The 25,332-nt window shown below is 68.1% G+C and carries 25 protein-coding genes and 1 tRNA gene; 15 read left to right on the top strand and 11 right to left on the bottom strand.

Features of this window, described 5'->3' with window-relative positions; translation table 11 throughout:
* Positions 1–140 precede the first annotated feature (140 nt).
* From VGC56_RS18395 to dnaG, 3 genes are all read right to left on the bottom strand, one after another.
* A complete protein-coding gene (locus VGC56_RS18395) occupies positions 141–410 on the bottom strand; it encodes a hypothetical protein (RefSeq protein WP_464127230.1) in 270 nt (89 codons plus the stop codon).
* A 114-nt stretch (positions 411–524) separates the two neighbouring features.
* Positions 525–2,585 carry an RNA polymerase sigma factor RpoD gene (gene rpoD, locus VGC56_RS18390; protein WP_464127228.1) on the bottom strand — a complete coding sequence of 687 codons (2,061 nt, stop codon included), beginning with the start codon at positions 2,583–2,585 and terminating at the stop codon, positions 525–527.
* A gap of 11 nt (positions 2,586–2,596) precedes the next feature.
* Positions 2,597–4,459, bottom strand: a complete 1,863-nt coding sequence (gene dnaG, locus VGC56_RS18385) for a DNA primase (RefSeq protein ID WP_464127226.1) — start codon at positions 4,457–4,459, stop codon at positions 2,597–2,599.
* A 350-nt stretch (positions 4,460–4,809) separates the two neighbouring features.
* Here dnaG and VGC56_RS18380 point away from each other — a divergent pair, with 350 nt between their 5' ends.
* A complete protein-coding gene (locus VGC56_RS18380; protein WP_464127224.1) occupies positions 4,810–6,873 on the top strand; it encodes a M13 family metallopeptidase in 2,064 nt (687 codons plus the stop codon).
* 36 nt (positions 6,874–6,909) lie between these two features.
* Positions 6,910–8,298, top strand: a complete 1,389-nt coding sequence (locus VGC56_RS18375; protein WP_464127222.1) for a serine hydrolase domain-containing protein — start codon at positions 6,910–6,912, stop codon at positions 8,296–8,298.
* Positions 8,299–8,437: 139 nt separating this feature from the next.
* Here the strand turns inward: VGC56_RS18375 and gorA are convergent, their stop codons facing one another.
* The 3 genes from gorA to pgi are packed head-to-tail and all read right to left on the bottom strand — an operon-like array spanning position 8,438 to position 12,134.
* On the bottom strand, positions 8,438–9,781 hold the full coding sequence (gene gorA / locus VGC56_RS18370) for a glutathione-disulfide reductase (protein ID WP_464127220.1): 1,344 nt from the start codon (positions 9,779–9,781) through the stop codon (positions 8,438–8,440).
* The gene (locus VGC56_RS18365; RefSeq protein ID WP_464127218.1) at positions 9,778–10,626 is read right to left on the bottom strand and encodes a retropepsin-like aspartic protease; all 849 of its coding nucleotides are present in this window, start codon (positions 10,624–10,626) and stop codon (positions 9,778–9,780) included. The genes gorA and VGC56_RS18365 overlap by 4 nt, the downstream gene beginning before the upstream one ends.
* Positions 10,623–12,134, bottom strand: a complete 1,512-nt coding sequence (gene pgi / locus VGC56_RS18360; protein ID WP_464127216.1) for a glucose-6-phosphate isomerase — start codon at positions 12,132–12,134, stop codon at positions 10,623–10,625. The genes VGC56_RS18365 and pgi overlap by 4 nt, the downstream gene beginning before the upstream one ends.
* A gap of 80 nt (positions 12,135–12,214) precedes the next feature.
* Between pgi and lepB the strand changes: the two genes are divergently transcribed.
* Genes lepB through era form a run of 3 tightly spaced genes read left to right on the top strand, consistent with a single transcriptional unit; the run spans position 12,215 to position 14,585 of the window.
* Positions 12,215–13,036, top strand: a complete 822-nt coding sequence (lepB, locus tag VGC56_RS18355; RefSeq protein ID WP_464127215.1) for a signal peptidase I — start codon at positions 12,215–12,217, stop codon at positions 13,034–13,036.
* On the top strand, positions 13,033–13,695 hold the full coding sequence (gene rnc, locus VGC56_RS18350) for a ribonuclease III (RefSeq protein ID WP_464127213.1): 663 nt from the start codon (positions 13,033–13,035) through the stop codon (positions 13,693–13,695). The genes lepB and rnc overlap by 4 nt, the downstream gene beginning before the upstream one ends.
* On the top strand, positions 13,692–14,585 hold the full coding sequence (era, locus tag VGC56_RS18345) for a GTPase Era (RefSeq protein ID WP_464127211.1): 894 nt from the start codon (positions 13,692–13,694) through the stop codon (positions 14,583–14,585). Before rnc ends, era begins: the two co-directional genes overlap by 4 nt.
* Here the strand turns inward: era and VGC56_RS18340 are convergent, their stop codons facing one another.
* The 5 genes from VGC56_RS18340 to VGC56_RS18320 form a co-directional block, all read right to left on the bottom strand.
* Complete coding sequence (locus tag VGC56_RS18340; RefSeq protein WP_464127210.1) at positions 14,586–14,726, bottom strand: hypothetical protein; 141 nt, start codon at positions 14,724–14,726, stop codon at positions 14,586–14,588. It lies immediately after the preceding gene.
* 156 nt (positions 14,727–14,882) lie between these two features.
* Complete coding sequence (locus VGC56_RS18335) at positions 14,883–15,134, bottom strand: type II toxin-antitoxin system ParD family antitoxin (RefSeq protein WP_464127208.1); 252 nt, start codon at positions 15,132–15,134, stop codon at positions 14,883–14,885.
* A gap of 51 nt (positions 15,135–15,185) precedes the next feature.
* Complete coding sequence (locus VGC56_RS18330) at positions 15,186–15,896, bottom strand: NAD-dependent deacylase (protein ID WP_464127206.1); 711 nt, start codon at positions 15,894–15,896, stop codon at positions 15,186–15,188.
* 1 nt (position 15,897) lies between these two features.
* Complete coding sequence (locus VGC56_RS18325) at positions 15,898–17,097, bottom strand: winged helix-turn-helix domain-containing protein (RefSeq protein WP_464127204.1); 1,200 nt, start codon at positions 17,095–17,097, stop codon at positions 15,898–15,900.
* 13 nt (positions 17,098–17,110) lie between these two features.
* Positions 17,111–18,034, bottom strand: a complete 924-nt coding sequence (locus VGC56_RS18320) for an iron-containing redox enzyme family protein (protein ID WP_464127385.1) — start codon at positions 18,032–18,034, stop codon at positions 17,111–17,113.
* A gap of 96 nt (positions 18,035–18,130) precedes the next feature.
* Here VGC56_RS18320 and dapB point away from each other — a divergent pair, with 96 nt between their 5' ends.
* The 10 genes from dapB to VGC56_RS18270 form a co-directional block, all read left to right on the top strand.
* Entirely contained in the window at positions 18,131–18,826 is a 696-nt protein-coding gene (dapB, locus tag VGC56_RS18315; protein WP_464127202.1) for a 4-hydroxy-tetrahydrodipicolinate reductase, read from the top strand.
* Positions 18,826–20,154 carry an APC family permease gene (locus tag VGC56_RS18310; RefSeq protein WP_464127200.1) on the top strand — a complete coding sequence of 443 codons (1,329 nt, stop codon included), beginning with the start codon at positions 18,826–18,828 and terminating at the stop codon, positions 20,152–20,154. The genes dapB and VGC56_RS18310 overlap by 1 nt, the downstream gene beginning before the upstream one ends.
* Positions 20,151–21,218 (top strand): aminotransferase class I/II-fold pyridoxal phosphate-dependent enzyme, encoded by a 1,068-nt coding sequence (locus VGC56_RS18305; protein WP_464127198.1) that lies wholly within the window; start codon positions 20,151–20,153, stop codon positions 21,216–21,218. Before VGC56_RS18310 ends, VGC56_RS18305 begins: the two co-directional genes overlap by 4 nt.
* Positions 21,215–21,898 carry an endonuclease III gene (nth, locus tag VGC56_RS18300; RefSeq protein WP_464127383.1) on the top strand — a complete coding sequence of 228 codons (684 nt, stop codon included), beginning with the start codon at positions 21,215–21,217 and terminating at the stop codon, positions 21,896–21,898. Before VGC56_RS18305 ends, nth begins: the two co-directional genes overlap by 4 nt.
* 70 nt (positions 21,899–21,968) lie before the next feature.
* Positions 21,969–22,045: transfer RNA gene (locus tag VGC56_RS18295), tRNA-Arg, on the top strand.
* A gap of 49 nt (positions 22,046–22,094) precedes the next feature.
* Positions 22,095–22,676, top strand: a complete 582-nt coding sequence (locus VGC56_RS18290) for a nitroreductase family protein (protein ID WP_464127197.1) — start codon at positions 22,095–22,097, stop codon at positions 22,674–22,676.
* Between the two features lie 64 nt (positions 22,677–22,740).
* Positions 22,741–23,469 carry a pyrimidine utilization protein B gene (gene rutB / locus VGC56_RS18285; RefSeq protein ID WP_464127195.1) on the top strand — a complete coding sequence of 243 codons (729 nt, stop codon included), beginning with the start codon at positions 22,741–22,743 and terminating at the stop codon, positions 23,467–23,469.
* Position 23,470: 1 nt separating this feature from the next.
* On the top strand, positions 23,471–23,854 hold the full coding sequence (rutC, locus tag VGC56_RS18280) for a pyrimidine utilization protein C (protein WP_464127193.1): 384 nt from the start codon (positions 23,471–23,473) through the stop codon (positions 23,852–23,854).
* Complete coding sequence (gene rutD, locus VGC56_RS18275) at positions 23,854–24,648, top strand: pyrimidine utilization protein D (RefSeq protein WP_464127191.1); 795 nt, start codon at positions 23,854–23,856, stop codon at positions 24,646–24,648. Before rutC ends, rutD begins: the two co-directional genes overlap by 1 nt.
* Positions 24,649–24,653: 5 nt before the next feature.
* Positions 24,654–25,332: LLM class flavin-dependent oxidoreductase (locus VGC56_RS18270; protein ID WP_464127382.1), on the top strand; the 679-nt coding region annotated here is incomplete at its 3' end.

The raw sequence follows: 25,332 nt of genomic DNA, 5'->3' as shown, positions 1-25,332 counted from the left end.
CTGAGATGCCATTTGAGATGCTGCTTAACGGAGCGAGTTTATCCAAGAGCTCCGGGGTCTGGAGTCAGTCTTTGTCACCGCAGATGCGGACGGATAGCGCCATCGGTGTTGACCACCTTACCCCGTGCCAGCCGCCGGCGCTAGACCGCCGCCTCGCGCTTGGGGTACTTCTGAGCAAGGAAATCCTCGAGGACGTCATCGGACATCAGCAAACCGCGGTGCGAGGAAGGCTTCGTATAGGGATTCGAGCAACCCGTGCCCAAGGCTTCATGCACCTTGATGCCGCAATCGACGACGATCGTCGCCAGTCCCTGGATATCCTCGACCACGGGCGCTTCGCGATTTTGCTTCTTTGCGTGAGGCAACAACCAAACACGTGCCACGCTCAGGCGCCGGATCAGCTCGCGCAAAGCCGCCAAGTCGCAAAGAATGAAGTAGTGAGTGTCAGCGGGGGACCGCTGCGTCGGACTCAGAGCCCCCCCTCACCCCAGCCCTCTCCCCGCCGGGGAGAGGGAGCAGGGGGGCTACTGGTCGAGGAACGACCGCATCTTCCGTGACCGGCTCGGATGCTTCAGCTTCCTCAGCGCCTTCGCTTCGATCTGCCGGATCCGCTCCCTCGTCACCGAGAACTGCTGCCCCACCTCCTCGAGCGTGTGATCCGTGTTCATGCCGATGCCGAAGCGCATCCTCAGCACCCGCTCCTCGCGGGGCGTCAGCGAGGCCAGCACCCGCGTCACCGTCTCCTTCAAGTTCGCCTGGATCGCCGCATCGACCGGGATCACCGCGTTCTTGTCCTCGATGAAGTCGCCGAGGTGGCTGTCTTCCTCGTCGCCGATCGGGGTCTCCAGGGAGATCGGCTCCTTGGCGATCTTCATCACCTTGCGGACCTTCTCCAGGGGCATGGAGAGGCGCTCGGCCAGTTCTTCCGGCGTCGGCTCGCGGCCGATTTCGTGGAGGATCTGGCGGCTGGTGCGGACCAGCTTGTTGATCGTCTCGATCATGTGGACCGGGATGCGGATCGTGCGGGCCTGGTCGGCTATGCTGCGCGTAATCGCCTGGCGGATCCACCAGGTGGCGTAGGTCGAGAATTTGTAGCCGCGGCGATATTCGAATTTGTCGACCGCCTTCATCAAGCCGATATTGCCTTCCTGAATGAGATCAAGGAATTGCAGGCCGCGGTTGGTATATTTCTTGGCGATGGAGATGACGAGGCGCAGGTTCGCCTCGACCATTTCCTTCTTGGCGATGCGCGCCTCGCGCTCGGCCTTCTGGACCTGGTTGACGATGCGGCGGAACTCGGCGAGGCTCATGCCGGTCGCCTGGGCGATCTCGGCGATCTCGCCGCGGATGCGCTCGATGGCGGCGCCTTCCGTCGTGCAGAAGGCGTTCCACTTCTTGTCGGTCGAGCAGACGCGCTCGGCCCAGCCTTCGTCCAGCTCGTGACCAAGATAGCTTTCGAGGAAGGCGCGGCGCGGCACCTTGTGGCGCTCGGCGAGGCGCAGCATCTGGCCGGCGAGCGCGGTCAAGCGCCGGTTGTAGCTGTAGAGCTGGTCGACGAGATATTCGATCTTGGCGTTGTGGAACTGCATGCTCTCGACCTCGGCGGTCAATTGCTCGCGCAGATTCTGGTATTTGGTCTCGTCGCCCTTGGCGAAATCGCGGCCGCCGGACATCGCGTCCATGCGGGAGCCCTGGAGCTTGGAGAATTTCTTGTAGAGGTCGGTGATCTTGGCGAAGCGCTCGAGCGCCTGCGGCTTCAGCGTCTCCTCCATCTGGGCGAGCGAGAGGGTGTTGTCCTCCTCCTCTTCCTCGAAATTGGGGCGGGCGCGGCGGTCGACCAGGCCTTCCTCCTCGTCATCCTCCTCGGCGACGGGAGCCTCCTCGACATCCTCCTCCTCCTTGAAGGAGGGGCCGGCGGTCTTCTCGCTGATCTCGGGCTCGTCGCCTTCCTCGGCGCTGGCGACCTGCTCGGGGGTCGGGCCCTTGGACAGCATGGCGTCGAGATCGAGGATCTCGCGCAGCTGCATGCGGCCCTCGTTCAGGGCATTGGACCAGTCGATGATGGCGTTGAAGGTGATCGGCGACTCGCACAGGCCCCAGATCATCGTGTCGCGGCCGGCCTCGATGCGCTTGGCGATCGCGATCTCGCCCTCGCGGGAGAGCAGTTCCACCGCGCCCATCTCGCGCAGGTACATGCGCACCGGATCGTCGGTGCGGTCGACCGTCTCCTTCTTCTTCTCGATGACGTAGCGCTCGCCCTCGCCGGAGCTGCCGTCGTCGTCGGACGCGTCGATTTCGGGCTCGGCGGCGCGCTCGCCGCCTTCGTCGTCCTCGTCGGCTTCCTCATTCTCGACGACCTGGACGCCAAGCTCGTTGAGCGAGGCCATGACGTCCTCGATCTGGTCGGTCGACATCTGGTCCTGGGGAAGGGCGTCGTTCAGCTCGTCATAGGTGACGTAGCCGCGCTTCTTGGCGCGGGCGATCAGCTTCTTGATCGAGGCTTCGTTCAAGTCGAGGAGAGGGGCGTCGCCGCCGTCCTTGGTGTCCTCGCCGTCGCCGCCGCTACCGTTCGTCGTCTTCGCCATTCTCTATCCTGTCACCCCGCCGCGGCGCCTTCGATGAGCGCCGCCAGCTGCCGTTCCGCCTCGTCGCGGGCCGCCCGGAGCCTTTGCTGCTCCTGGAAGGCCGCTTCGTCCCCCTCCGCCTTCAACCGCGCCGTCGCCGCGTCCAGCGCGGCGTCGAGGCCGGGCTGGGCCGCCAAGGTGTCGATGACCAGAACGAGATCGCGCAGGGCGCGTTCCGGCTCGGCATCGCGGCGGGTGAAGGAGAAAGCCATTCCTCGTGCCCGGCGCAGCTTCTCGGCCAGAGGAGCGACGCCAGCGGAGACCAATATGGTATCGAGGGCCGCGGGATCAAGCGCGCCGTGGAGAAGGGCGCCGGAGAGGAGCGCATCGCGCAGCGCCGCACTGCCCTTGTCGGGCATGGGAAGGGCGGCGATCGCCTCCGAATGCTCGCCGATCGCGGCGGGGAAATGGAGCAGGCCGGCGAGGACGGCGCGGGCGGTCTGTCCGTAAAGGCCGGTGCTGCCGACGCTCTTGGTCGCGGCGGTGAGGGGCTGGCGGGGCTGGAAGCTTTTGCCGCCGCGCTGCTGGCCGAAACCCTTGCGCTCCTGCCAGGGCTGCTGCGGCTTGCGCTCCGGCGGGCGGGTCAAAGCGGCGAAGCGGGCGAGGAATTCGGAGCGATATTGCTCGCGCACATCCTGGTCGGTGATGGTCGAGGCGTGGTCCATCAGCCGGCGGCGCAGGCCGGCCTTGGCCTCGGGGGTGGCGAGGGGCTCGGCCTCGACCTCGTGCTTCCACAGCCGGTCGACCAGCGCCTCGGGCGCTTCAAGCAGCGCCTCGAAGCCGGCCCGGCCTTCGGCACGGACGAGGTCGTCGGGATCCTGGCCGGCGGGGAGGGTGACGAAGGCCAGCGAGCGGCCGGGGCCGACATGGGGGAGGGCGCGCAGGGCCGCGCGGATCGCCGCCTTCTGCCCCGCGCTATCGCCGTCGAAGCAGACGAGGGGGCAGGGGGAGAGGCGCCAGAGTAGGCCGAGCTGCATCTCGGTGACCGCGGTGCCGAGCGGCGCCACCGCCTCGCTTATTCCCGCCTGGTCGAGAGCGATGACGTCCATCTGGCCTTCGACGACGACCACCCGGTTCGCCTGGCGCGCGGCGGCGGCGGCCTTGTCGATGTTGAACAGGGTGCGGCCCTTGTCGAACAGGGGCGTATCGGGGGAATTCAGATATTTTGGCTCGCCGGCGCCGAGAATGCGGGCGGAAAAGGCGATGGTGCGCCCTCGGCGGTCGCGGATTGGGTAGGTGAGTCGTCCGCGGAAGCGGTCATAAGGCTCGCGCTCGGCCTCGGGCTGGATGAGCAGCCCTGCTTCGACCAGCATCGCGTTGCCGAAGCCCTTCAGCGCCGCCTTGAGCTTGCCGCGCGCGTCGGGCGCGAAGCCGAAGCCGAAGCGGCGGCGGGTGCCTTCCGAGATGCCGCGCTTCTCGAGATAGGCCCGCGCATCCCCCCCTTCGATGCCGCCGAGCTGCTCCTCGAACCAAAGCTGCGCCGCCTCCATCACCTCGTAGAGGCCGGTCGCCCGCTCCGCCCGCTCCTGCGAGCGCGGATCCGCCGCCGGCACTTCCATGCCCGCCGCCTCGGCGAGCTCCTTCACCGCGTCCATGAAGGGGAGGCCGCGGGCGTCGGTCAGCCAGCGTATCGCGTCGCCGTGGACGCCGCAGCCGAAGCAATGCCAGAAGCCCTTCTCGTCGTTGACGTAGAAGCTCGGCGTCTTCTCGTTGTGGAACGGGCAGCAGGCCTTGAACTCCCGCCCTGCCTTCTGGAGCTTCACGGTGCGGCCGACCACGCCCGACAGCGAGGTGCGAGCGCGCAGCTCGTCCAGGAACTGGGGGCTGAGACTCACCGGCCGCTGCTCCGGCACCGGAGCGAAGGCGTGTAGTCGGTGGGACCGCGACACGGGCCGCAGGCGAACAGCATCGAAATCCAAACGCTCCCGGGCATCGGTGTCACGCGCACGGATGCAATCTCGCCGCTTTGTGCACGAGATTCGCCGGCGAGTGGAGGGGAATTGATGCCGCATCGCCGACCTGGCGGCCCACTTGACTGGCGAGGCGGGCAGGAGAATGCGACCCAGGCGGGGCCGCCGCCCGCTTTCGACGAACGGCATGGGCGCGTCGTTCGTCGAAAGCGGGTTTTAAAAATGGCGCCATTCGGCTATGGGCCGCGCACCACCTGAGGAGGGGATTCCTTTTTATGATCAAGAAGATAATGCTGAGCGGCGTGGCTTGCGCCGCCCTGCTCGCCGGCTCGTACGCAGTCGCGCAGACCAAGCCCGCCGCCGCCCATGCGGCGCACGCCGCCGCCACCGGCAAGCCCGAGCTCGGCGCCTGGGGCGTCGACCTTTCCGGGATGGACAAGACCGCGAACCCGGGCGACAGCTGGTACAATTATGTGAACGGCACCTGGGACCGCACCACCGAGATCCCGGCCGACAAGTCCAGCTGGGGCGGCTTCGGCGTTCTCGCCGAGCTGTCGAACACGCGCACCCGCACCCTCGTCGAGGACATCGCTTCCAAGCCCGCCGCCCAGGGCAGCAACGAGCAGAAGATCGGCGATCTCTACCGCAGCTACATGGACGAAGCGGCGATCGAGAAGGCCGGCATCGAGCCGCTCAAGCCCTATCTCGCCCGCATCGACGCGATCCACAGCCAGACCGATCTCGCCGCCGCCTTCGCCGAAGCGAACCGCACCGGCGTCGGCAGCCCGATCGGCATCGGCATCCAGCAGGACCTCAAGAATAACAGCCTTTACGCCGCCTATGTCGGCCAGGGGGGCATCGGCCTTCCCGACCGCGACTATTACACCGAGGCCAAGTTCGAGCCGATCCGCGCGAAATATGTCGAGCATGTGACCAACATGCTGCGGCTCGCCGGCATCTCGGAGCCGGAAGCGCGCGCCAAGCGCGTCTTCGAGCTCGAAAAGGACATCGCCGCCACCCACTGGAGCCGCGTCCAGAGCCGCCAGACCGAGAAGCTCTACAACCCCAAGAGCCTCGCCGAGCTGGCGCAGATGGCGCCAGGCTTCGACTGGACGACGTACCTCAAGGGTACCGGCTTCGCCGACCAGAGCCGGGTGATCGTCGCCCAGCCGAGCGCGATCGAAGGCACGGCGAAGATCATCGCCTCTGCGCCGATCGACACCTGGAAGGACTATCTCACCGTCCGCACCATCCGCGCCTCGGCGCCGATGCTGCCCAAGGCGTTCGTCGACGAGAATTTCGCCTTCGCCAAGGTCCTCACCGGCACGCCGCAGCTGCCGGACCGCTGGAAGCGCGGCGTCGGCGTCGTCAACGGCGTCCTCGGCGAGGCGGTCGGCCAGGCCTATGTCTCGCGCTACTTCACGCCGGAGACCAAGGCCAAGGCGGACGAACTGGTCCACAACCTCATTCGCGCGATGGATGCCCGTCTCGCCAATCTGACGTGGATGGCGCCCGAGACCAAGGCGAAGGCGCGGGTCAAGCTCGCCGCCTTCACCCCGAAGATCGGCTATCCGGACAAGTGGCGCGACTATTCGGCGCTGCAGATCGTCCCCGGCGACCTCGTCGGCAACGCGTTCCGCGCGCGCGCCTTCGAATATAACCGCCAGCTCGCGAAGATGGGCAAGCCCGTCGACAAGGGCGAGTGGTTCATGACCCCGATGACCGTCAACGCCTACGCCAACCCGGTGATGAACGAGGTGGTGTTCCCGGCCGCCATCCTGCAGCCGCCCTTCTTCGATCCGAACGCCGACATGGCGGTCAATTACGGCGCCATCGGCGCGGTGATCGGCCACGAGCTCAGCCACCATTTCGACGACCAGGGCCGCAAGTACGATCCGCAGGGCAACCTCGCGGACTGGTGGACGGCCGCCGACGTCGAGCGGTTCAAGACCGGCACCGACAAGGTGATCGCGCAATATGGCGGCTACGAGCCGGTCAAGGGCACGCACGTCAACGGCGAGCTGACGCTCGGCGAGAACATGGCGGACCTCGCCGGCCTCGCCGTCGCCTATGACGCCTACAAGCTGTCGCTGCACGGCAAGGCCGACCGGGTGATCGACGGCTATACCGGCGACCAGCGCTTCTTCCTCGGCTTCGGCCAGGTGTGGCGCAACAAGATGCGGGAAGCGGCGATGATGCAGCAGCTCACCACCGATCCGCATTCGCCCGGCCAGCTGCGCCCGAACGTCGTGCGGAACTTCGACCAATGGTACAAGGCCTTCAACGTGACGAGCGGCGCCCTCTATCTGCCGCCGGAGCAGCGCATCCACATCTGGTAAGCGCGTGTTCGCGTCCAAGCGTCTCTGAATGCTTGCATGGACCGGGCCGGCGAGGCATCGCCGGCCCGGTTTCTTGTTTCAGCCCGCCGAAGGATTCGCCCGCTGTCCCGCAAGTTCGCGTACCTGTCGCTTGGCGGCATCCTCGTCCTCTTCATCCTCTTCTGGGCCGCCGCCAGGCACCACGGGCCGGTGGCGCCGGCGCCGGGCGGGCCGACCGTCGCGGCGCCCAATGTCGGCATCTCCGATCGCGACCTCGCCCGCATCGACGAGCGCCAGCAGGCGAAGGACAGCTTGGTCGACTATAATCTCCTCAACCATCGGCTGACCCGGCTGATGGACGCGCCCAACATGATCGGCATGGCGGTCGGAGTCGTGGAGAATGGCGAGATCCGCTTCCTCAAAGGCTATGGCGAGACCGTCGCCGGCAGCGGCGACAAGGTTACGCCGAACACCCTGTTCCGCTGGGCGTCGGTTTCGAAGGGCGTCGCGGCCGACATGGTGGCGCTGCTTGCCCATGACGGGAAGCTGTCGCTGGTGGAGCCGGTCGGGCGCTATGCACCCTCCCTGAAGCTTCCCGCCGGGAACGAGAACCGGGCGACGGTGGCGGACCTCCTCTCGCACCGGCTGGGGCTGTTCAGCCACGCCAACGACAACAAGCTGGAGGAAGGGCAGGACCCGCACATGCTCCGCTCGATGCTGGCGCAGCTCAACCCGATCTGCCCGCCGGGGACCTGCTGGGCCTATCAGAACGTCGCTTACGACGCGTCGTCCGAGATCGTCGAGAAAGCGACGGGCAAGACCTACGAGCAAGCCGTGCGGGAGCGGATTTTCGGCCCGCTCGGCATGCGCTCGGCCTCGCTCAACCGCAATTCGCTGGTGACGGCGCCGAGCTGGGCGCGGCCCTATACGGGCGGCAAGCACGGCAAGCCGGTGGAGGTCAGCGATGCTTATTACCGGATTCCGGGGGCGGGCGGCGTCAACAGCTCGATCAAGGATCTCGCCATCTGGATGGAGGCCCAGATGGGCCTCGCGCCCAATGTCATCCCGCCTGACGTGCTGCGCGAGGTGCAGACCGGACGGGTGGCGACGGCGGGCGAGCTTGGGCGGATGCGCAAGTTCCGCGAGCGGGTGCGCACCGCCCAATACGGCCTCGGCTGGCGGGTCTACGATTATGCCGGCCACCGCGTCATCGCCCACCGCGGGGGGGTGAAGGGCTACCGCTCGCTGATCATGTTCGATCCGGCGCTGAAGAGCGGCGTCGTCGCCTTGTGGAACGGCTCGAGCAGCCAGGCCGGCGGCCTCGAGTTCGAGGTGATGGACATGCTGTACCGCCTCCCGCCGCGGGATTGGCTCGGCCTCGACGAGAAGCCGGTGCCCGAGGCGGCGGAGGAGGGCAACAGCGCCGTGCCGGATGCTGGGGGCTGAGCGAGGCCACGATCACCAGACGTTCGTCACCCCGGACTTAATCCGGGGTCCACCTCTCTTGTCGCTCGGTTCAAGGAGAAGAAGGTGGATGCCGGATCAAGGCCGGCATGACGATCGCGGTTGCGGATCCACCGCAGACCTATCGCATCAGCACGAGCTCTTCCGCCATCGTTGGATGCAGGGCCACCACCTGGTCGAAATCGCTCTTCTTCAGCTTCGCCTTGATCGCAATCGCCGCGGCCTGGAGGATTTCGGGCGCGTCGGGGCCGATCATGTGGAGGCCGACCACCTCGTCCGTCTCGGCGTTGACGACGAGCTTGTAGAGGGCGCGCTCGTTCCGGCCGGCGAGGACGTTCTTCATCGGGCGGAAATCGGAGGTGTAGGTGCGCACCGAGCCGAGCTTGTTGCGGGCCTGGCCCTCGGTCATGCCGACGCCGGCGAGGGGCGGGTGGCTGAACACGGCCGACGGGATGTTCTCATAGTCGACACGAGTGGGCTTGTCGCCGAACAGGGTGTCGGCGAAGGCCTGGCCCTCGCGGATCGCGACGGGGGTGAGCTGGACGCGGTTGGTGACGTCCCCGACCGCGTAGATCGAGTCGCAGGTGGACTTGTTGTCCGCGTCGACGACGACGGCGCCCTTGTCGTCGAGCTGGACGCCGGCGCTGTCGAGGCCGAGGTCGGCGGTGTTGGGCGTGCGGCCGATCGCGTACATGACGCAGTCCGCCTCGATCGTGTCGCAGCCCTCCATGTGGACGAGGAGAATGCCGTCCTCCCGCTTCTCGATGCGCTGGAACTTGACGTGGAAGCGGTAGTCGATGCCCTTCATGATGGAGATGGTGAGGAGGCGGTCGCGGATCGTCTCGTCATACCCGCGCAGGATGACGTCGGAGCGGTTCACCAGGGTCACGTGGGCGCCGAACTGGTGGAAGATGCCGGCGAATTCGTTGGCGATATAGCCGGCGCCGGCGATCACCACGCGCTTCGGGACCCGGTCGAGGTGGAAGGCCTCGTTCGAGGTGATGCCGTGCTCGGCGCCCTCGAAGCTGGGCACGACCGGCGTGGCGCCGGTGGCGATGAGGATGAGCTTTGCCGTGAGTGTGCGGCCGCCGGCGAGGCGGACCTGGTTGGGGCCCGTGACGACGGCGCGCTCGCGGATCACCTCGACATTGTGGTTGGAGAGGGTCTCTCCATAGGCCCCCTCGAGCCGGTCCACCTCTGCGAGGACGTTGTCGCGCAGCGTTTTCCAGTTGAACGCGCATTCGGGGACGTCCCAGCCGAAGCGGCGCGCGTCGGCAAGGTCCTCGGCGAAATGGGCGCCATAGACGAGCAATTTCTTGGGCACGCAGCCTCGGATGACGCAGGTGCCACCGACCCGGAATTCCTCGGCGACCGCGACTTTGGCGCCGTGGGCGGCGGCGACGCGGGAGGCCCGGACGCCGCCGGAGCCGGCGCCGATGACGAAGAGGTCGTAGTCGAACTTCATGTTCTCGGCTCCAGCCACAGCGTACGCTGCGGAAAATCGGTGGTGATGACGAAGTGGCGAAGGATTGAGGTGCCGACATTGACGTCGCCGGCGGTGCCCGTCGCATCGATGGCGGCACGGACGTTCTCGAAGGTCCGTCCGCCGACCGTAAGGGATTTCAGGACGACGATGTCGCGGCTGACCTTGCCGCCGATGCCGCCGCCGTCGCTGCGGCCGACGATGCGCTTGGGAGCGAGGAGGCCGGTCTGCTCGGCATAGGCCTTGCCGACAAGCACCTCACTGCCGTTTCCGAGATCGAACTCGGCGCGAACCGGCGGGCCGCCCTCGACGCTGACGGGGAAGTTCTCGACGCCGTGGGCGGTGACGAGGGTGTAGCGCTCACCCCCCGGCTGCACGGTGCGCGGCACGGCGGCGATGGTGCCGCGGGCGAGGTCGATGCGCAGGCGCGCCGAGTCGAATATCTCGCGGCCGAGGATGAGCGTGACGGGCCGTCCGACCAGGCGCTGCGAAAGGTCGCGAAGGTCCAGCACCACGGCGGTCATGTGGGGGAGGCGCAGGCCTGCCGCGGACAAGGACACTCCGTGGGCGAAGCGGCCCTTCTCGGCGCCACCGCTGCCGTTCACCGCCTGATCGCTGCCGAGGCGGAGGCGCAGGCGGCGGGCGAGAGTGTCGTCGATCACCGACATTTCCGCCGCCGAGTCCAGCAAGGCGGTGACCCGGGTGCCGTTGACGCTGACGGGGATGAAGAGGCGGTTGCGGAACAGCTCGATCCTCGTCTCCGCGGCCATCGCCGACGATGCAGCGACGAAGAGGAGAACGGGGAGGGCGAGCAGCGCCCGCTTCATTCGTCGAGGCCGCCCAGCGCCTTTTCGATGAGCGCCTCCGTCGACGGATCGAAGTCCATGCCGCCGCCGTCGATCGACTTCGCCATCTCCTTGCCGAGTTCGACGCCATACTGATCGAACGGGTTGATGCCGAGCAGCACTGCATTTGCGAAGGTGCGGTGCTCGTAGAAGGCGAGGAGGGCGCCGAGCGTGGGCGGATCGATTCGGTCGAGAAGGATCGTCGTCGAGGGGCGGTCGCCGGGATAGGAGCGGTGCGGGTCGTCGCTCGCCTTGCCGGCCATCAAAGCGGCGCCCTGCGCGAAGCAGTTGATCAGGAGCTGGCGGTGATGCTCCTCGTCATAGCTGTGGCCGGGCTCGATCGCTGCCACGAACTCGACGGGGACGAGGTGCGTCCCCTGGTGGAGGAGCTGGAAGACGGCGTGCTGGGCGTCGGTGCCGACGCCGCCCCAGGTGATCGGCGCGGTGGCGCGGCCGACGGGGCTGCCGTCGAGCTTCACCGACTTGCCGTCCGATTCCATCTCCAGCTGCTGGAGGTAGGAGGGGAGGAGGCGGAGCCGCTCATCATAGGCGAAGACGGCGCGGGTCTCGGCGCCGCGGATATTGGCATAATAGCGGTCGACGAAGGCGGCGAGCACCGGCGCGTTCCGCTCGAGCGGCGCGAGGCGGAAATGGCGGTCCATCGCCGCCGCGCCTTCGAGCAATTGCTCGAACGCCTCCCAGCCGAGCGCAAGCGCCGCCGGAAAGCCGATCGCCGACCACAAGGAGTAGCGGCCGCCGACGCTCTCCGAGAACGGCAGGACGCGAGTCTCGTCGATGCCGAACTCGATCGCCTTGTCCGGCGCGGCGGTGAGCGCGACGATTCGGCCATAGGGATCCTCGACGCCGCCGTCCTCCAGCCAGGCGATGGCGGAGCGGGCGTTGAGCATCGTCTCGCTGGTGGTGAAGGTCTTCGACGCGATGACGAGGAGGGTGGTCTGCGGGTCGAAGCCGGCGACCGCTTCCTCGAGCGCGGCGGCATCAACGTTGGAGACGATGGCCGCCTCGTAGCGGTCGCTGCCGCGGCCCAAGGCGTCGATCAGGAAATCCGGGCCGAGCGCCGAACCGCCGATGCCGATGTGGATGACGTGGCGGATCGGGCCGAACGCCTCCGCCTCGATCGCGTCGATGAGCGCGCGCATGCGGGCGTGGAGGGCGGATGCGCGGGCGACGCTCTCGGGTGCGCCTTGTCCCCGCTCGGCGCTGTGCTCGGCGGCGCGGCCTTCGGTGGGGTTGACGATGTTGCCGGCGAAGAGGGCGTCGCGGGCGCCGGCGAGGTCCTGGTGCCGGGCGAGCGCGGCGAAGCCCGCCACGAGCCCGGCGTCCAAGTGGGTCTTCGAAAAGTCGAAGCGGATGCCGCCTTCGTCGAGGCTGAGCGCCCCCAGCCGGCCGGGCTCCCGCGCGAACAGGGCGGTCAGCGCGGCGCGCGGCGCGGCTTCGAGGGCGGCCCAGGCGCGGTTCGTCTCGTCCATGGCGGCGCTATAGGAAGGGGAGGGGGCGAGGGGAATAGGATGCTTGATTTGCCCCGTCCGCCGCGCGAAAGGCTGCGGCCATGGCGAGCGGCGCGAAAGCACTGAAAATATCGAAAGCGCGCGGCGGCCTGGCAGAGACGACGCGGTTCCTGCTCGTCCTGTTTTTGGCGGCGGTGCTGCTGCGCACCTTCGTGTTCGCGCCGTTCATGATCCCGTCCGGCTCGATGCTGCCGGGGATGCGGATCGGCGACTATCTGTTCGTCGCCAAATGGCCCTACGGCTATTCGCGCTACGCCTTTCCCTTCGGCCTCGCCAGTTTCTCGGGAAGGCTGTGGAGCGCCGAGCCGAAGCGCGGTGACATCGTCATCTTCCACCATCCGGCGAGTGGTCAGGATTATGTGAAGCGGCTGATCGGTCTGCCCGGCGACACCGTGCAGGTGCGGGACGGGGTGCTGATCCTCAACGGCAAGCCGGTGCCGAAGGTGCGCGTGGCCGATTTCCTGATGGAGGAGAGCGCCAACAGCCCGTGCCGCTATGTCGGCGGCTATGCGCCCCAGCCGGACGTCGAGAACGGCCGCACCTTCTGCCGCTACCCGCGCTACCGGGAGACGCTGCCCGACGGCAAGTCGTACGAGGTGCTCGACCAGATCCACGGCGTCGCCGACGACACGCCGGTCTACCGCGTCCCAGTGGGCAATGTGTTCGTAATGGGCGACAATCGCGACGACAGCGCCGACAGCCGCTTCTCGCCGGAGGTGGGCGGCGTCTCCTTCCTGCCGGAGGACAATCTGATCGGGCGGCCGCTGCTCATCTTCTTCTCCACCGACGGTTCGTCGAGCTGGTTCAAGCCCTGGACCTGGTTTTCGGCCGCGCGCTGGGACCGCGTCGGGAAATCCTATTGAGCGCGCCGCTTGCCTCCTGGCTTGCCGAAGCGCTGGGTGAGACGCCGGGCGACCTCGCGATCTACGAGCGCGCGCTGACGCACCCGAGCCATGGCGGCGACAATTACGAGCGGCTGGAGTTCCTCGGCGACCGGGTGCTCGGCCTCGTCGTCGCGCACTGGCTGGTCGAGCGGTTCCCCGATGCGGAGGGCAAGCTCTCGCAACGCCTCAACGCGCTGGTGACCGGCGAAGTCTGCGCCGAGATCGGGCGAGAGCTCGGCGTGCCCTCGCACCTCAGGCTCGGCAAGCAGGCGCAGGACGACGGCGTGTTCCAGAGCGATAACGTATTGGGCGACGTCACGGAGGCGCTGATCGGCGCTCTCTATCTCGACCAGGGGCTGGAAGCGGCGCGGCGGTTCATCCGGGCCCGCTGGGAGACGCGCGTCGAGCGCCTCACCGCGGCGCCCAAGCACCCCAAGGCCGCCCTCCAGGAATGGGCTGCGGCAAACAACCGGCGGCCGCCCGAATATATCGTGACGGATCGGAGCGGCCCGGACCACGCGCTGCGCTTCACCGTTGCCGTGACGATCCGGGGCCTGGGCGAGGCGAGCGGGATCGGATCTAGCAAGCAGGAAGCCGAGAAGCTCGCCGCGGAAGCCATGCTGGAGAAATTGAAATGAGCGAGCGCTGCGGCCTCGTCGCCATCGTCGGCGCGCCCAATGCGGGCAAGTCGACGCTCGTCAATGCGCTCGTCGGACAGAAGGTCGCGATCGTCAGCCCCAAGGCGCAGACGACGCGCACCCGCATCATGGGCATCGCCATCGAGGGCGAGGCGCAGATCCTGTTGCTCGACACGCCCGGCATCTTCGAGCCGAAGCGGCGGCTCGACCGCGCGATGGTCGCCGCCGCCTGGGGCGGTGCGACCGAGGCGGATCTGATCGCGCTGATCATCGACGCGGAGACGGGCTTCTCGCGCCGCATCGAGGCGATGGTCGAGCAGATCAAGGGTCGCCGCGAGGCCAAGATCCTCGTCCTCAACAAGGTCGATCTGGTGAAGAAGGAATCGCTCCTCGCGCTGGCGACGCAGCTGGGGGAGCGGCTCGAATTCGAGGAGGTCTATTTCGTCTCCGCCTCCACGGGCGACGGGGTGCCGGAGCTGAAGCGCGCGCTGGCGGCCCGCGTGCCGGAAGGGCCCTGGCATTTCCCGCCCGACCAGGTTTCCGACGCCACCGACCGCATGCTCGCCGCCGAGGTCACCCGCGAACAGCTCTACCTCCAGCTCCACGCCGAGCTGCCCTACGAAAGCGCGATCCAGACCGAGAAGTTCGAGGAGAGGAAGGACGGCTCGGTCGCCATTCACCAGCAGATCCTCATTGGCCGCGACAGTCAGAAGGCGATCGTGCTCGGCAAGGGCGGCACCCGCATCCGCGCCATCGGCGAGGCGGCGCGCAAGGAACTCGGCGAACTGCTCGGGCGCAAGGTCCACCTCTTCCTCCACGTCAAGGTCAACCCGAAATGGGAGGAGGATAGGGGGCTCTACCGCGACATCGGGCTCGATTGGGTGGAATAGCTATTCGTCGGCGAGCCGCCGGACCACGTCCATCTTAGCGTGGAAGATGCGCACCACGTCCAGCATATCGGCGGTTTCGCGGAAGAAGATGTAATGCTCCTGGCATCGGCAGCGTCCGAACAGGCGGCCGCGCGACTTCACCCACGTCGCAATCGCCTCCCCCGCTGCGATGGCTTGGATCCCACGCCCAAGATCCTCAAGATAGGCTCGCGCCTGCGACGCGCCCCCACTTTCTGCGGGTGTAATAGCGGATCTCCCGGAGATCGGCGACGGCGCCAGGCCGGAGCCTGATTTCCTTCATGCCCGAGCGGCGTCGAGGCGATCCTGCTCGGCCAGCCATGTTTCCATGTCGAAGGGCTCTGCCTCACCGCTGTCGAGACTTTCTTGGAGGGCACGCGCGAGCGCTTCCTCCTGCGCCTCATATCGTTCCAGCAGGCGCACCGCCTCCTCGACGACCGCGCTTGGATTCTCACATCGTCCCGATGCCAGCTTGTCCTCGATCAAGACACGGAAGTGGCGGGCGAGGCGGATGTCGGTCTGCTCAGTCACGCGGCTTCTCCTGCCAATATCATAGCGTGTCGTGGAGGATGCTCCAACCGTTCAAGCGCCTCCAAGCACCTCCTCAACCCACTCCGGCACCAAGTCGCCCGCGCGCCCCGTCCGCACCTCCTCGAACCAGATGCTGCCGAGACTGGGGTCGAGGTTGATCTCGAGGGTGCGGGCGCCGGCGTAGCGGGCGGTCTGGACGAAGCCGGCGGCGGGGTAGACGGCGCCCGACGTGCCGATCGAGACGAACAGGTCGCACCGGCGCAGCGCGGCGTCGATGCGGTCCATCTCGTAGGGCATTTCGCCGAACCAGACGATGTCGGGCCGCAGCTGCCCCGGGGTGGCGCAGGCGGGGCAGGCGGGGCCGCTCGACAGCTCTTCGTCCCAAGATACATGCGTGTCGCAGGCGAGGCACCAGGCGGAGCGAAGAGCCCCGTGCATGTGGAGGAGCCGCCGCGACCTGGCACGCTCGTGCAGATCGTCGACATTCTGGGTGACGAGGAGGAGATCGCCCGGCCATTCGGCGTCGAGGCGGGCGAGGGCGCGGTGGGCCGCGTTCGGCTCCACCTCCTTCAGCCGGGCGCGGCGGGCGTCGTAGAAGCGCTGGACCAGGACAGGGTCGCGCGCGAAGGCTTCGGGCGTCGCGACATCCTCGACGCGGTGACCTTCCCAGGTGCCCTCGGGACCGCGAAAGGTGGCGAGGCCGCTCTCCGCGGAAATGCCGGCGCCGGTCAGTATGACGACGCGGTCCACTTGTCTCTCCACGTCAGAATTCGCGCTGCAAGGCTTCGGCGAGATCGCCCTTCCTTTCCACCCGCACCTCCTTCGAGCCGAGCCACTGCGCCATCAGGCGGAGTTCGGCGCCTAGTGCCTCGGTCGTGTCCTCCGGCGCGCCCGCCTCGCGGTGGGCGGACTGAACGAGGAGGTGTCCATGCTTCCGGTCGGCCTTCAAGTCGACACGGGCGGCGATGCCGTCGCGGAGCAGGAAGGGAAGGACGTAATAGCCGTGCACCCGCTTCTCGGCCGGCGTGTAGATTTCGATGCGGTAATGGAGGCCGAACAGGCGCTCCGCGCGGGAGCGTTCCCAGATGAGCGGGTCGAACGGAGCGAGCAGGGCCTGCGCCTCGGTTGCACGGGGCCTGGCGGCGTCCTGATGGAGGTAGGCGACGTCGCGCCAGCCTTGGACCCGAACCGGCTGCAGCACGCCTTCCTCAGCCAGCTCGGCGATGCCGGGTGCAGTCTCGCCGGGCGAGAGGCGGAAATAGTCGCGCAGATCCCGCGAGGTCGCGACGCCGAGCGCGCGGGCCGCCCTTTCCAGCAGGGCGCGCTGTGCCTCGGCCTTGGAGGTCGTGGGAAGGGCGAGGATGCGCCTGGGGAGCACCCGCTCCGGCAGGTCGTAGACGCGCTCGAAGCTCCCGCGGCGGGTGGCGGTGGTGATCTTCCCGGCCCAGAACAGCCATTCCAGCACCCTTTTGGCGCCGCTCCACTCCCACCAGCCGGTTCGGCCCTTTTCCAGGTCGGACGCCGCCAACGGGCCCTCGGCGGCGATTCGGGCGAGGATGGCGTCCGCCTCGCCGCGGCGCTCCTCGACGAAGCTGCGCAGGGATTTCCATCCTGCCTCGCCGCGCTCCGCCTCTGCCATCCGCCAGCGCAGCAGCGGGTGGAGCTCGAACGGGAGGAGCGAGGCTTCGTGTGCCCAATATTCGAACAGCCGCCGCGGCTTTCCCCAGGCGGCGCGGTCGAGCAATTGGGTAGGATAGTCGCCGAGGCGGGAGAAGGCCGGCAGGTAGTGCGCGCGCGATACCACATTGACGCTGTCGATCTGGAACAGGTTGAGCTTCTCGGCCAGCGCAAGCAGCCGCCGCTCGCTCACCGGCCCCGCCGGCCGCGGCCGCGCCAGGCCCTGCGCGCCGAGCGCGATCCGGCGGGCTTGCTTCAACGACAGGAGCGGCAGGGCGTCGGCCATGCCGCTCCTTAGCTCATTTGCCGGCGACGGCGATCCTCCCGCGCCACAGCCGGGCGCGGTAGAGCTCGTAGCAGCGGGCGCCGCAGGCGAGGCGAATGAGCGCCCCTTCGGCGATGGCGCGGGCGCGGGCGAGATCCTCCTCGACCAGCGGGCGCAGAGCCTCGGCGTTCCAGGCGGCGCTGTGGCGAACGTCGAGGCTGGCGTGGAGGTCGAAATAGCGCCGCACCTTGGGCGGGAAGCCGAGGCGGCGTAGCGCCGCGGCGGTGCAGCCGGAACGGCCCGGCGCCGTCAGCTCGATGACACCAAGCGCGCCCACCGAATGCCAGGCATAGCGGCGGTTGGTAGCCATCGCCGTCATCGCATTGGCGAGGGCGAGGCTCTCGGGGAGCGTGTCGTCGATCGTCGGTTCGAGATCGAGCGCCGTCACCAGCGCGTCGAGCATCGGCCCGTGCATCCCCTTCGGGTTACCGCGGCCCATTTCGTCCCAATAATTGCGGGCGAGCTCGAGCTTGGCGCGCTTCGGGAACTTAACCTGCGTCATGGCGACGAGATCGTCGAAGCCGGCCTCGCCCGCCGCCTCCTGCTCCAGGAACCAGCGCAGATCGGCGAGCGGCGCCTCTTCGGCGAGCCACGGGAAGAGCGGGTCGCCTTGGCCGGGGCCGCGCTCCTTCAGCCCCTCATACCAGGCGATGAAGCCGTCGGCGTCAGTCGGTGCCTCGGCGGCAGCGCGCGCGGCTTCGCGGCGCAGCGTCTCCAGGAACGCCACTTCGAGGTGCCGCATCTCGGCGTCGCGGTCGATCTCGGCCTGCCAGTCGGCAGCGGGAAGCTGCGGCGCAAGGCGGTCGCGGTTCCAGCGCGCGAGCCGGCGCTGGAGGAACGCGTCGGCCGCGGGGTGGGTCGCGGCCGGCGCCGGACCCCATTGGAAGATACTGGCCATCATGTCCTTCGTGAAACGATTTCGCCTTAGAAATGACAGGGCGGAAGGAAGGTTCCGGCGGTTGCGCTCGCGGGCGCCCTCGCCCACAAAGGAGCCATGATCTTGATCAATGTGTTCGGCGCCGGCGGCCGGATGGGCCGCGCCATCGCCATGGCCGCCGAGGGGCGGGACGATATCCGGCTCAGCGAGGCCGGAGAGGCGGACGTGTTCGTCGACTTCTCGGTGCCGGAGGCGCTGGAGGATAATCTCAAGGCGGCGGGGGCGGCAGGGAAGCCGATCCTCGTCGGCACCACCGGGCTCGGCGAGGATCATCAGCGCCTGATCGACGCTGCGGCGGAGAAGGTCGCCGTGATCCACGCGCCCAACACGTCGCTCGGCGTCAACCTGCTGCGCCACCTGGTCGAGGAAGCGGCAGCGCGGCTCGGGCGGGAATGGGACATCGAGATCGTCGAGATGCACCACCGCGACAAGCGCGACTCGCCTTCCGGCACGGCCTTGCTGCTCGGCGCTTCGGCCGCGAAGGGGCGGGGGGCGACGATGCAGGAATTGAGCCGCTTCGACCGCATGGAAGGCGGGGCGCGCGAGGCGGGGACGATCGGTTATGCGGTGCTGCGCGGCGGCACGGTGGCCGGCGAGCACCAGGTGATCTTCGCCGGCGAGGGCGAGCGGATCGAGCTCGCCCACCGCGCCGACAGCCGGATGATCTTCGCCCGCGGCGCGATCGCCGCGGCTTTGTGGCTCGCGGGGAAACCGGCGGGCCGCTACACGATGGCGGACGTGCTGGGCCTCTGATGGCGGAGGAGGGGGCGCCCCGGCTGCTCCGGCGCCTCGGCCCGTTCGACGCGACGATGCTGGTGATGGGCGGCATCATCGGCTCCGGCATCTTCATCAACCCGGCCGAAGTGGCGCGCGCGGTCCACACGCCGTTCCTGATCGTCGGCGCCTGGGTTTTGGGCGGGATCGTCGCCATGGCCGGCGCCCTCGTCTATGCCGAGCTGGCGGTGCGGCGGCCGGAGACGGGCGGCCAGTACGCCTATCTCCGCGACGCGTTCGGGCCGCTCCCCGCCTTTCTCTACGGCTGGTCGCTGCTGCTCGTCATCCAGTCCGGCGGGATGGCGGCGGTGGCGATCACCTTCGCGCGCTATTTCGTCGTGCTCACCGGCTGGGACGTGCCGGAGGGCGCCATCGCGGCGGGCACGCTGGCGCTGCTCACCCTCGTCAACTGCTTCGGCGTCAAGGCGGGCAGCAACGTCCAGAGCGGGCTGATGCTGCTCAAGATCGGTGCCATCCTCCTCCTCGTCGGTTGCGGCTGGTGGTTCGCGCCGGTCCACCCGCAGACGGCGGCGGCTCCCTTGCTGGACCATTCCGCGCCGCTCGGCCTCCTTGCCGCCATCGGCGCCGCGATGACGCCGGTGATGTTCGCCTACGGTGGCTGGCAGACGACCAGCTTTGTCGCCGGGGAAATGCGCGACCCGCGCCGCGATCTTGCGCGGGGCGTGCTGCTCGGGGTGGCGGGCGTGATCCTCCTCTACACCGCCGTCGCCTTCGTCTGCGTCTGGGTGCTCGGGCCGGCGGGACTCGCGGCGTCCGAGACTCCCGCCGCCTCGGTGATGCGGCTGGCGCTCGGCGAGAAGGGGGCGGCGCTGATCGCGCTCGGCATCGCCATCTCGACTCTCGGCTTCCTCAGCCAAGGCATGCTGACCACGCCGCGCGTCTATTTCGCCATGGCCGAGGACCGGCTCTTCTTCCGCACCGTCGCCCGGGTCAGCGAGAGGACGCGGGTGCCGGTCGTGGCCATCGCCCTGCAGGGAGTGGCCGCGACGGTGATCGCCCTGTCTGGGAGCTACGGCCAGATCCTGAGCTACGTGGTCTCCGTCGACTTCATCTTCTTCGGCCTCACCGGCGCGGCCTTGTTCGTCTTCCGCCGCCGCGGCACCGGGGAGGAGGGCATGTTCCGCGCGCCTGGGCACCCGTTCACCACGGGCCTCTTCGTCGTCGCCTGCTGGCTGGTGGTGGCGGCGACGGTGTGGAACCACCTTGCCAACAGCCTGGTCGGCTTCGCGATCCTGCTCGCGGGTGTTCCCGCCTGCCTCTACTGGCTGCGACGACGGCCCGCATGAATGCGCGCATCCTCCAGTCCGATTACATGCACTGGGCGAAGAACCAGCGGCCGGTCCGCTACCATCTCGCCTCCAGCGAAGTGCCGCATTTCGCGCTCGAGCGGCTGGAGCTGACGCTCGCCGATCTCGATCTGACCGGAGCCAGCGCCTACCGCTACCCGCCGTTGCGGCAAGCCATCGCCGCCAAGGAGGGCGTGCCGCCGGAATGGGTGGTCGCCGCCGACGGCACGTCGATGGCGAACATGCTGGCGATGGCCGCGCTCGTCGCGCCGGGCGATGAGGTGCTGGTCGAGCAGCCGACCTACGAGCCGATGCTCGCGGTGCTCGGCTTCCTTGGCGCCCGCATTACGCGTTTCGAACGCCGTGCGCCGGCCTTCGAACTCGATCCGGAGGAGGTCGCCCGCGCCGTCACGCCCGCGACGAAGCTCATCGTCATCACCAACCTCCACAATCCTTCCGGCGCCTATGCGGACGAGAAAATGCTGCGCAGCATTGCGGAGCTCGGCCCGCGCATTCTCGTCGACGAGGTCTATCGCGACGCTGCGTTCGAGGAGGCGCCGCGGTCTGCGGTCCGCCTCTCGGACCGGTTCGTCGCGACCAACAGCCTGACCAAGGTCTACGGCCTCTCCGGCATACGCTGCGGCTGGATTTTGGCCGAGCCGGCCCTGGCGGAGCGGATGTGGCGACTGAACGAACTGTTCGGGGTGGCTCAGGTCCATGCGGGCGAGCGGCTTGGTTGCATCGCCCTCGCGCACCTCGATGAGGTCGGCGCCGGGACCGCCGAGCGCCTCGCCCGCAACCGGGCCCTCGCCAACGCCTTCTTCGCGCGCCGCAGCGACGTGGAATGCGCGCCGATGGTGCACGGCATCACCGCCTTTCCACGCCTGCTTCCAGGCGATCCCGAGACGCTCGACGAGCTGCTGCGCGCCCGCTTCGACACGTCGATCGTGCCCGGCCGCTGGTTCGAAATGCCCGATCATTTCCGCATCGGCGTCGGCGGCCCGCCCGAGATCGTCGAGGAGGGGCTGGCGCGGCTCGGCAAGGCCTTGGACGAATGCGCATGAAGGCGGCCGAAGTCGCGGAGCTCTACCGCCGGCTGGCGGAGCGGACGCCCAATCCAGAGACCGAGCTCAAGTCGGTCAACGACTATACACTGCTCGTGGCCGTCGTGCTGTCCGCGCAGGCGACGGACGCGAGCGTCAACATCGCCACCCGGGAACTCTTCCAGACCGTCAACACGCCCGCGGCGATGGTCGCGCTCGGCGAGGAGCGGCTGAAGCAGCACATCAAGACGATCGGCCTGTTCAACACCAAGGCGAAGAACGTCATCGCCCTCAGCCAGGCGCTGATCGACAGGCATTTCGGCGAGGTTCCCGCCGACGGCGACGCGCTGGAGGCGCTGCCCGGCGTCGGCCGCAAGACCGCCAACGTCGTGATGAACACCGCCTTCGGCGCCGTGACCTTCGCCGTCGACACCCATGTCTTCCGCGTCTCGAACCGCACCGGCCTCGCCCCGGGCAAGAACGTCGTCGAGGTCGAGATGAAGCTCGACCGGGTCACGCCGCAGCCCTACCGCCGCGACGCGCACCATTTGCTGATCCTGCACGGCCGCTACGTCTGCAAGGCGCGCACGCCCGAATGCTGGCGCTGCGTCATCGTCGACATCTGCCGCTACAAGCCGAAGACCCCGCCGCCGGGGGACCGGGCCGCAGAGAAGAAGGTGCGGGCGGCGAAGGGGATATAGGCTCTCGCCGCCGGGGAAGCGAAACCTCTGGCGGGCGGGAGAGGGCTTTGCTAAGCGCCCACACGGCCCGGCACCCGTAGCTCAGCTGGATAGAGCGCTGCCCTCCGAAGGCAGAGGCCACAGGTTCGAATCCTGTCGGGTGCGCCAGCCCTTTGCCGGCGCCGGGCTCCTCGGGACGGCGCAAAGGAGCGAGTGCATGACCGGCCGCCGGTCCGATCATCCCGTCGATCCGCTCTTCCTCGCCCGCTGGTCGCCGCGGGCGTTCGACAGGTCCGAGATGCCGGAGGCGGACCTGCTGACCATGTTCGAAGCGGCGCGCTGGGCGCCCTCCGCCTTCAACGCCCAGCCCTGGCGCTTCCTCTACGCCCGCCGGGAGGGGCCCGATTGGGCGCTATTCCTCGATCTCCTCATTCCGTGGAACCGGCAGTGGGCGGAGAGTGCATCGGTGCTCGTCTACGTCCTGTCCGACCGGCTGATGACGAGCGGATCGGGTGAGGCGCCGTCGCACAGCCACAGCTTCGATGCGGGGGCGGCCTGGGCCCATCTCGCGCTGCAGGCGGCGCGGCTCGGCTACCATGCCCACGGCATGTCGGGCGTGGAGTTCGAGCGGGCGCAGGGCGCTCTGGCGGTGCCGGAGCGGTTCCGGATCGAGGCGGCGGTGGCGATCGGCCGGCTCGGCGATCCGGCGGCGCTGCCCGAGAAGCTGCGGGCGCGGGAGGCTCCGAGCGCGCGCAAGCCGCTGGACGAGATCGTCTTCGAGGGCCGTTTCCCCGGCTGAGCCCTCCGGTGGGCCTTGTACGCGCCGCGCTTCTCGTGAACATTCCGCCCTGAAGGGAGAAAAGATGACGGTCGAGGCGGGACTATCGGGGGAGGGGGCGACGCGGCGCCGGGTTACCCTGCCGGCGCGGCCGGAGCCGATCCGGGTCGTCGTCGAGGAGACGGCGGTGATCGTCGTCGACATGCAAAACGCCTATGCCTCGCCCGGCGGCTATCTCGATCTCGCCGGCTTCGACATCGGCGGCGCCGCCCGCGTCGTCGAGCAGACCGCCAAGGTGCTGGCGGTGGCGCGCCAGGCCGGGATGGCCGTCGTCTACTTCCAGAACGGCTGGGACCCTGCCTATCGCGAGGCGGGCGGGCCGGGCTCGCCCAATTTCCACAAGTCCAACGCGCTGAAGACGATGCGGGCGCGGCCGGAGCTGCAGGGCAAGCTGCTCGCCCGCGGCGGCTGGGATTACGAGCTGGTCGAGGCGCTGAAGCCGCAGCCGGGCGACATCGAGCTCCACAAGACCCGCTATTCGGGCTTCTTCCACTCGCAGCTCGACAGCCTGCTGCGGGCGCGCGGCATCCGCAACATCGTGCTGCTCGGAATCGCCACCAACGTCTGCGTCGAATCGACGCTCCGCGACGGCTTCTTCCTCGAATATTTCGGCATCATGCTGGAAGACGCGACGCACCAGGCCGGGCCGGAATTCCTTCAGAAGGCCAGCGTCTACAATGTCGAGACATTCTTCGGCTGGGTCTCGACCGTGGCCGATTTCTGCGGTGCCTTCGGGCAGATAGGAGAAAGCTGAAATGCCCTTCGAGCCGATCAACCCGTCGCAATTTCCCGCGCCGATCGCGCCCTATTCGGCGGGAACCAAGGCCGGCAGCACCGTCTACGTCTCCGGCACCCTGGCGCTGGGAGAAGGCGGCATCGTGCTCCATCCGGGCGATGCAGGTGCGCAGACCCGGCATGTGCTGGAGACGATCCGCATCACCCTGGAAGCCGCCGGGGCGAGCATGGCGGACGTCGCCTTCAACCACATCTTCCTTGTGGACTGGGCCGATTATCCCGCGATGAACGCGGTCTATGCGGAATATTTTCCCGGGGCGAAGCCGGCGCGCTACTGCATCCAGTGCGGGCTGGTGAAGCCGGGCCTGCTCGTCGAGATCGCCACCGTCGCGCACCTCGCCTGATGCCGCACGCGGCGGGGCTCTGGTACGAGTGGCACGGCCCGGAGGAGGGGGAGGTGCTGATCCTCTCGGCCGGGCTTGGCGGCTCCGGGAGTTATTGGGAATCGAACCTTCCGTCTCTGACGGAGCGCTACCGCGTCCTGCTCTACGACCATCGCGGCACCGGCCGCAGCGACCGGGAATTGCCGGACGCGAGCGTGGAAGCCATGGCGGACGACATCCTGGCCTTGATGGACGCCCTTGGTGTTGCGCGCGCCACGGTGATCGGGCACGCCGCGGGCGGTGTCGCGGCGCTGGCGCTGGCCCTCAAGGCAACGGACCGGCTCGACTCGGTCGTGGCGGTCAACGCCTGGCTGCGGCCCGACCGGCATTTCCTGCGCTGCTTCGAGCTCCGTCTCGCGCTGCTCCGCGACAGCGGTGTCGAAGCCTATCTGCGAGCCCAGCCTTTATTCCTCTACCCGGCCAACTGGATCAGCGACAATCTCGACCGGCTCGACGAGGAGGCGGCACGTCAGCTCGCGGCTTTTCCCGGCCGGGAAACGGTGGAGCGGCGAATTGCCGCTCTCGCGGCATTCGATGTCGGCGATCGGGTCGCCGAGTTCCGGGTCCCTATCTTCGCGCTCTCGGCGCGTGACGACATGCTGGTGCCGTCGCACTGCATCGACGCATTCTACGACACGCGCGGCGGCATCGGCGTGATGGGTGTCGGGGGCCACGCCTGCAACGTCACCGAGCCGCAGCAATTCGCCCTGTTCGTCCGGAATTTCCTCGACCACGAAATATACCCAGCGGAGTGATCACCATGGAAGTCGGCATCTTCGTGCCCATCGGCAATAACGGCTGGCTCATCTCCGAGACGGCGCCGCAGTACATGCCGAGCTTCGACATGAACAAGGAGATCGCGATCCGCGCCGAGAAGCACGGCGTCGATTTCCTCCTGTCGATGATCAAGCTGCGCGGCTTCGGCGGCAAGACCGAATTCTGGGAGCATAACCTCGAGAGCTTCACGCTCATGGCAGGGCTCGCCGCCGTCACCGAGAAGATCAAGATCTACGCGACCTGCCCAACCCTCGTCATCCCGCCCGCCTTCTGCGCGCGGATGTGCAACACGATCGATTCGATCAGCCACGGCCGCTTCGGCCTCAACCTCATCACCGGCTGGCAGCGGCCGGAATACAGCCAGATGGGGCTGTGGCCGGGCGACGAGCATTTCCGCAACCGCTACCAGATGCTTGGCGAATATGCGGGGATCCTGCGCGAGCTGTGGGAGACCGGAGTGTCGGACTTCCAGGGCGAATATTACCAGATGGAGGATTGCCGGGTGCGGCCGCTGCCGACCGGCGACATGAAGATCATCTGCGCGGGATCGTCGGACGAGGGTCTCGCTTTCTCCGCGCAATATGCCGACTACGCTTTCTGCCTCGGCAAGGGGGTGAACACGCCGACAGCGTTCGCGCCGAACAACGAACGGCTGATGGCGG

Source organism: Allosphingosinicella sp., assembly GCF_036403745.1.
Classification (GTDB): Bacteria; Pseudomonadota; Alphaproteobacteria; order Sphingomonadales; family Sphingomonadaceae; genus Allosphingosinicella.
This window is presented reverse-complemented; position numbering and strand designations above follow the sequence as displayed.

Bases quoted from the DNA above. Each gene is read 5' to 3' on its own strand.
- rpoD (WP_464127228.1), bottom strand. From the start codon at position 2,585: ATGGCGAAGACGACGAACGGTAGCGGCGGCGACGGCGAGGACACCAAG.
- VGC56_RS18380 (WP_464127224.1), top strand. From the start codon at position 4,810: ATGATCAAGAAGATAATGCTGAGCGGCGTGGCTTGCGCCGCCCTGCTC.
- VGC56_RS18375 (WP_464127222.1), top strand. From the start codon at position 6,910: ATGGACCGGGCCGGCGAGGCATCGCCGGCCCGGTTTCTTGTTTCAGCC.
- gorA (WP_464127220.1), bottom strand. From the start codon at position 9,781: ATGAAGTTCGACTACGACCTCTTCGTCATCGGCGCCGGCTCCGGCGGC.
- VGC56_RS18365 (WP_464127218.1), bottom strand. From the start codon at position 10,626: ATGAAGCGGGCGCTGCTCGCCCTCCCCGTTCTCCTCTTCGTCGCTGCA.
- pgi (WP_464127216.1), bottom strand. From the start codon at position 12,134: ATGGACGAGACGAACCGCGCCTGGGCCGCCCTCGAAGCCGCGCCGCGC.
- lepB (WP_464127215.1), top strand. From the start codon at position 12,215: ATGGCGAGCGGCGCGAAAGCACTGAAAATATCGAAAGCGCGCGGCGGC.
- era (WP_464127211.1), top strand. From the start codon at position 13,692: ATGAGCGAGCGCTGCGGCCTCGTCGCCATCGTCGGCGCGCCCAATGCG.
- VGC56_RS18325 (WP_464127204.1), bottom strand. From the start codon at position 17,097: ATGGCCGACGCCCTGCCGCTCCTGTCGTTGAAGCAAGCCCGCCGGATC.
- VGC56_RS18320 (WP_464127385.1), bottom strand. From the start codon at position 18,034: ATGGCCAGTATCTTCCAATGGGGTCCGGCGCCGGCCGCGACCCACCCC.
- dapB (WP_464127202.1), top strand. From the start codon at position 18,131: ATGATCTTGATCAATGTGTTCGGCGCCGGCGGCCGGATGGGCCGCGCC.
- VGC56_RS18310 (WP_464127200.1), top strand. From the start codon at position 18,826: ATGGCGGAGGAGGGGGCGCCCCGGCTGCTCCGGCGCCTCGGCCCGTTC.
- VGC56_RS18305 (WP_464127198.1), top strand. From the start codon at position 20,151: ATGAATGCGCGCATCCTCCAGTCCGATTACATGCACTGGGCGAAGAAC.
- nth (WP_464127383.1), top strand. From the start codon at position 21,215: ATGAAGGCGGCCGAAGTCGCGGAGCTCTACCGCCGGCTGGCGGAGCGG.
- VGC56_RS18290 (WP_464127197.1), top strand. From the start codon at position 22,095: ATGACCGGCCGCCGGTCCGATCATCCCGTCGATCCGCTCTTCCTCGCC.
- rutB (WP_464127195.1), top strand. From the start codon at position 22,741: ATGACGGTCGAGGCGGGACTATCGGGGGAGGGGGCGACGCGGCGCCGG.
- rutC (WP_464127193.1), top strand. From the start codon at position 23,471: ATGCCCTTCGAGCCGATCAACCCGTCGCAATTTCCCGCGCCGATCGCG.
- rutD (WP_464127191.1), top strand. From the start codon at position 23,854: ATGCCGCACGCGGCGGGGCTCTGGTACGAGTGGCACGGCCCGGAGGAG.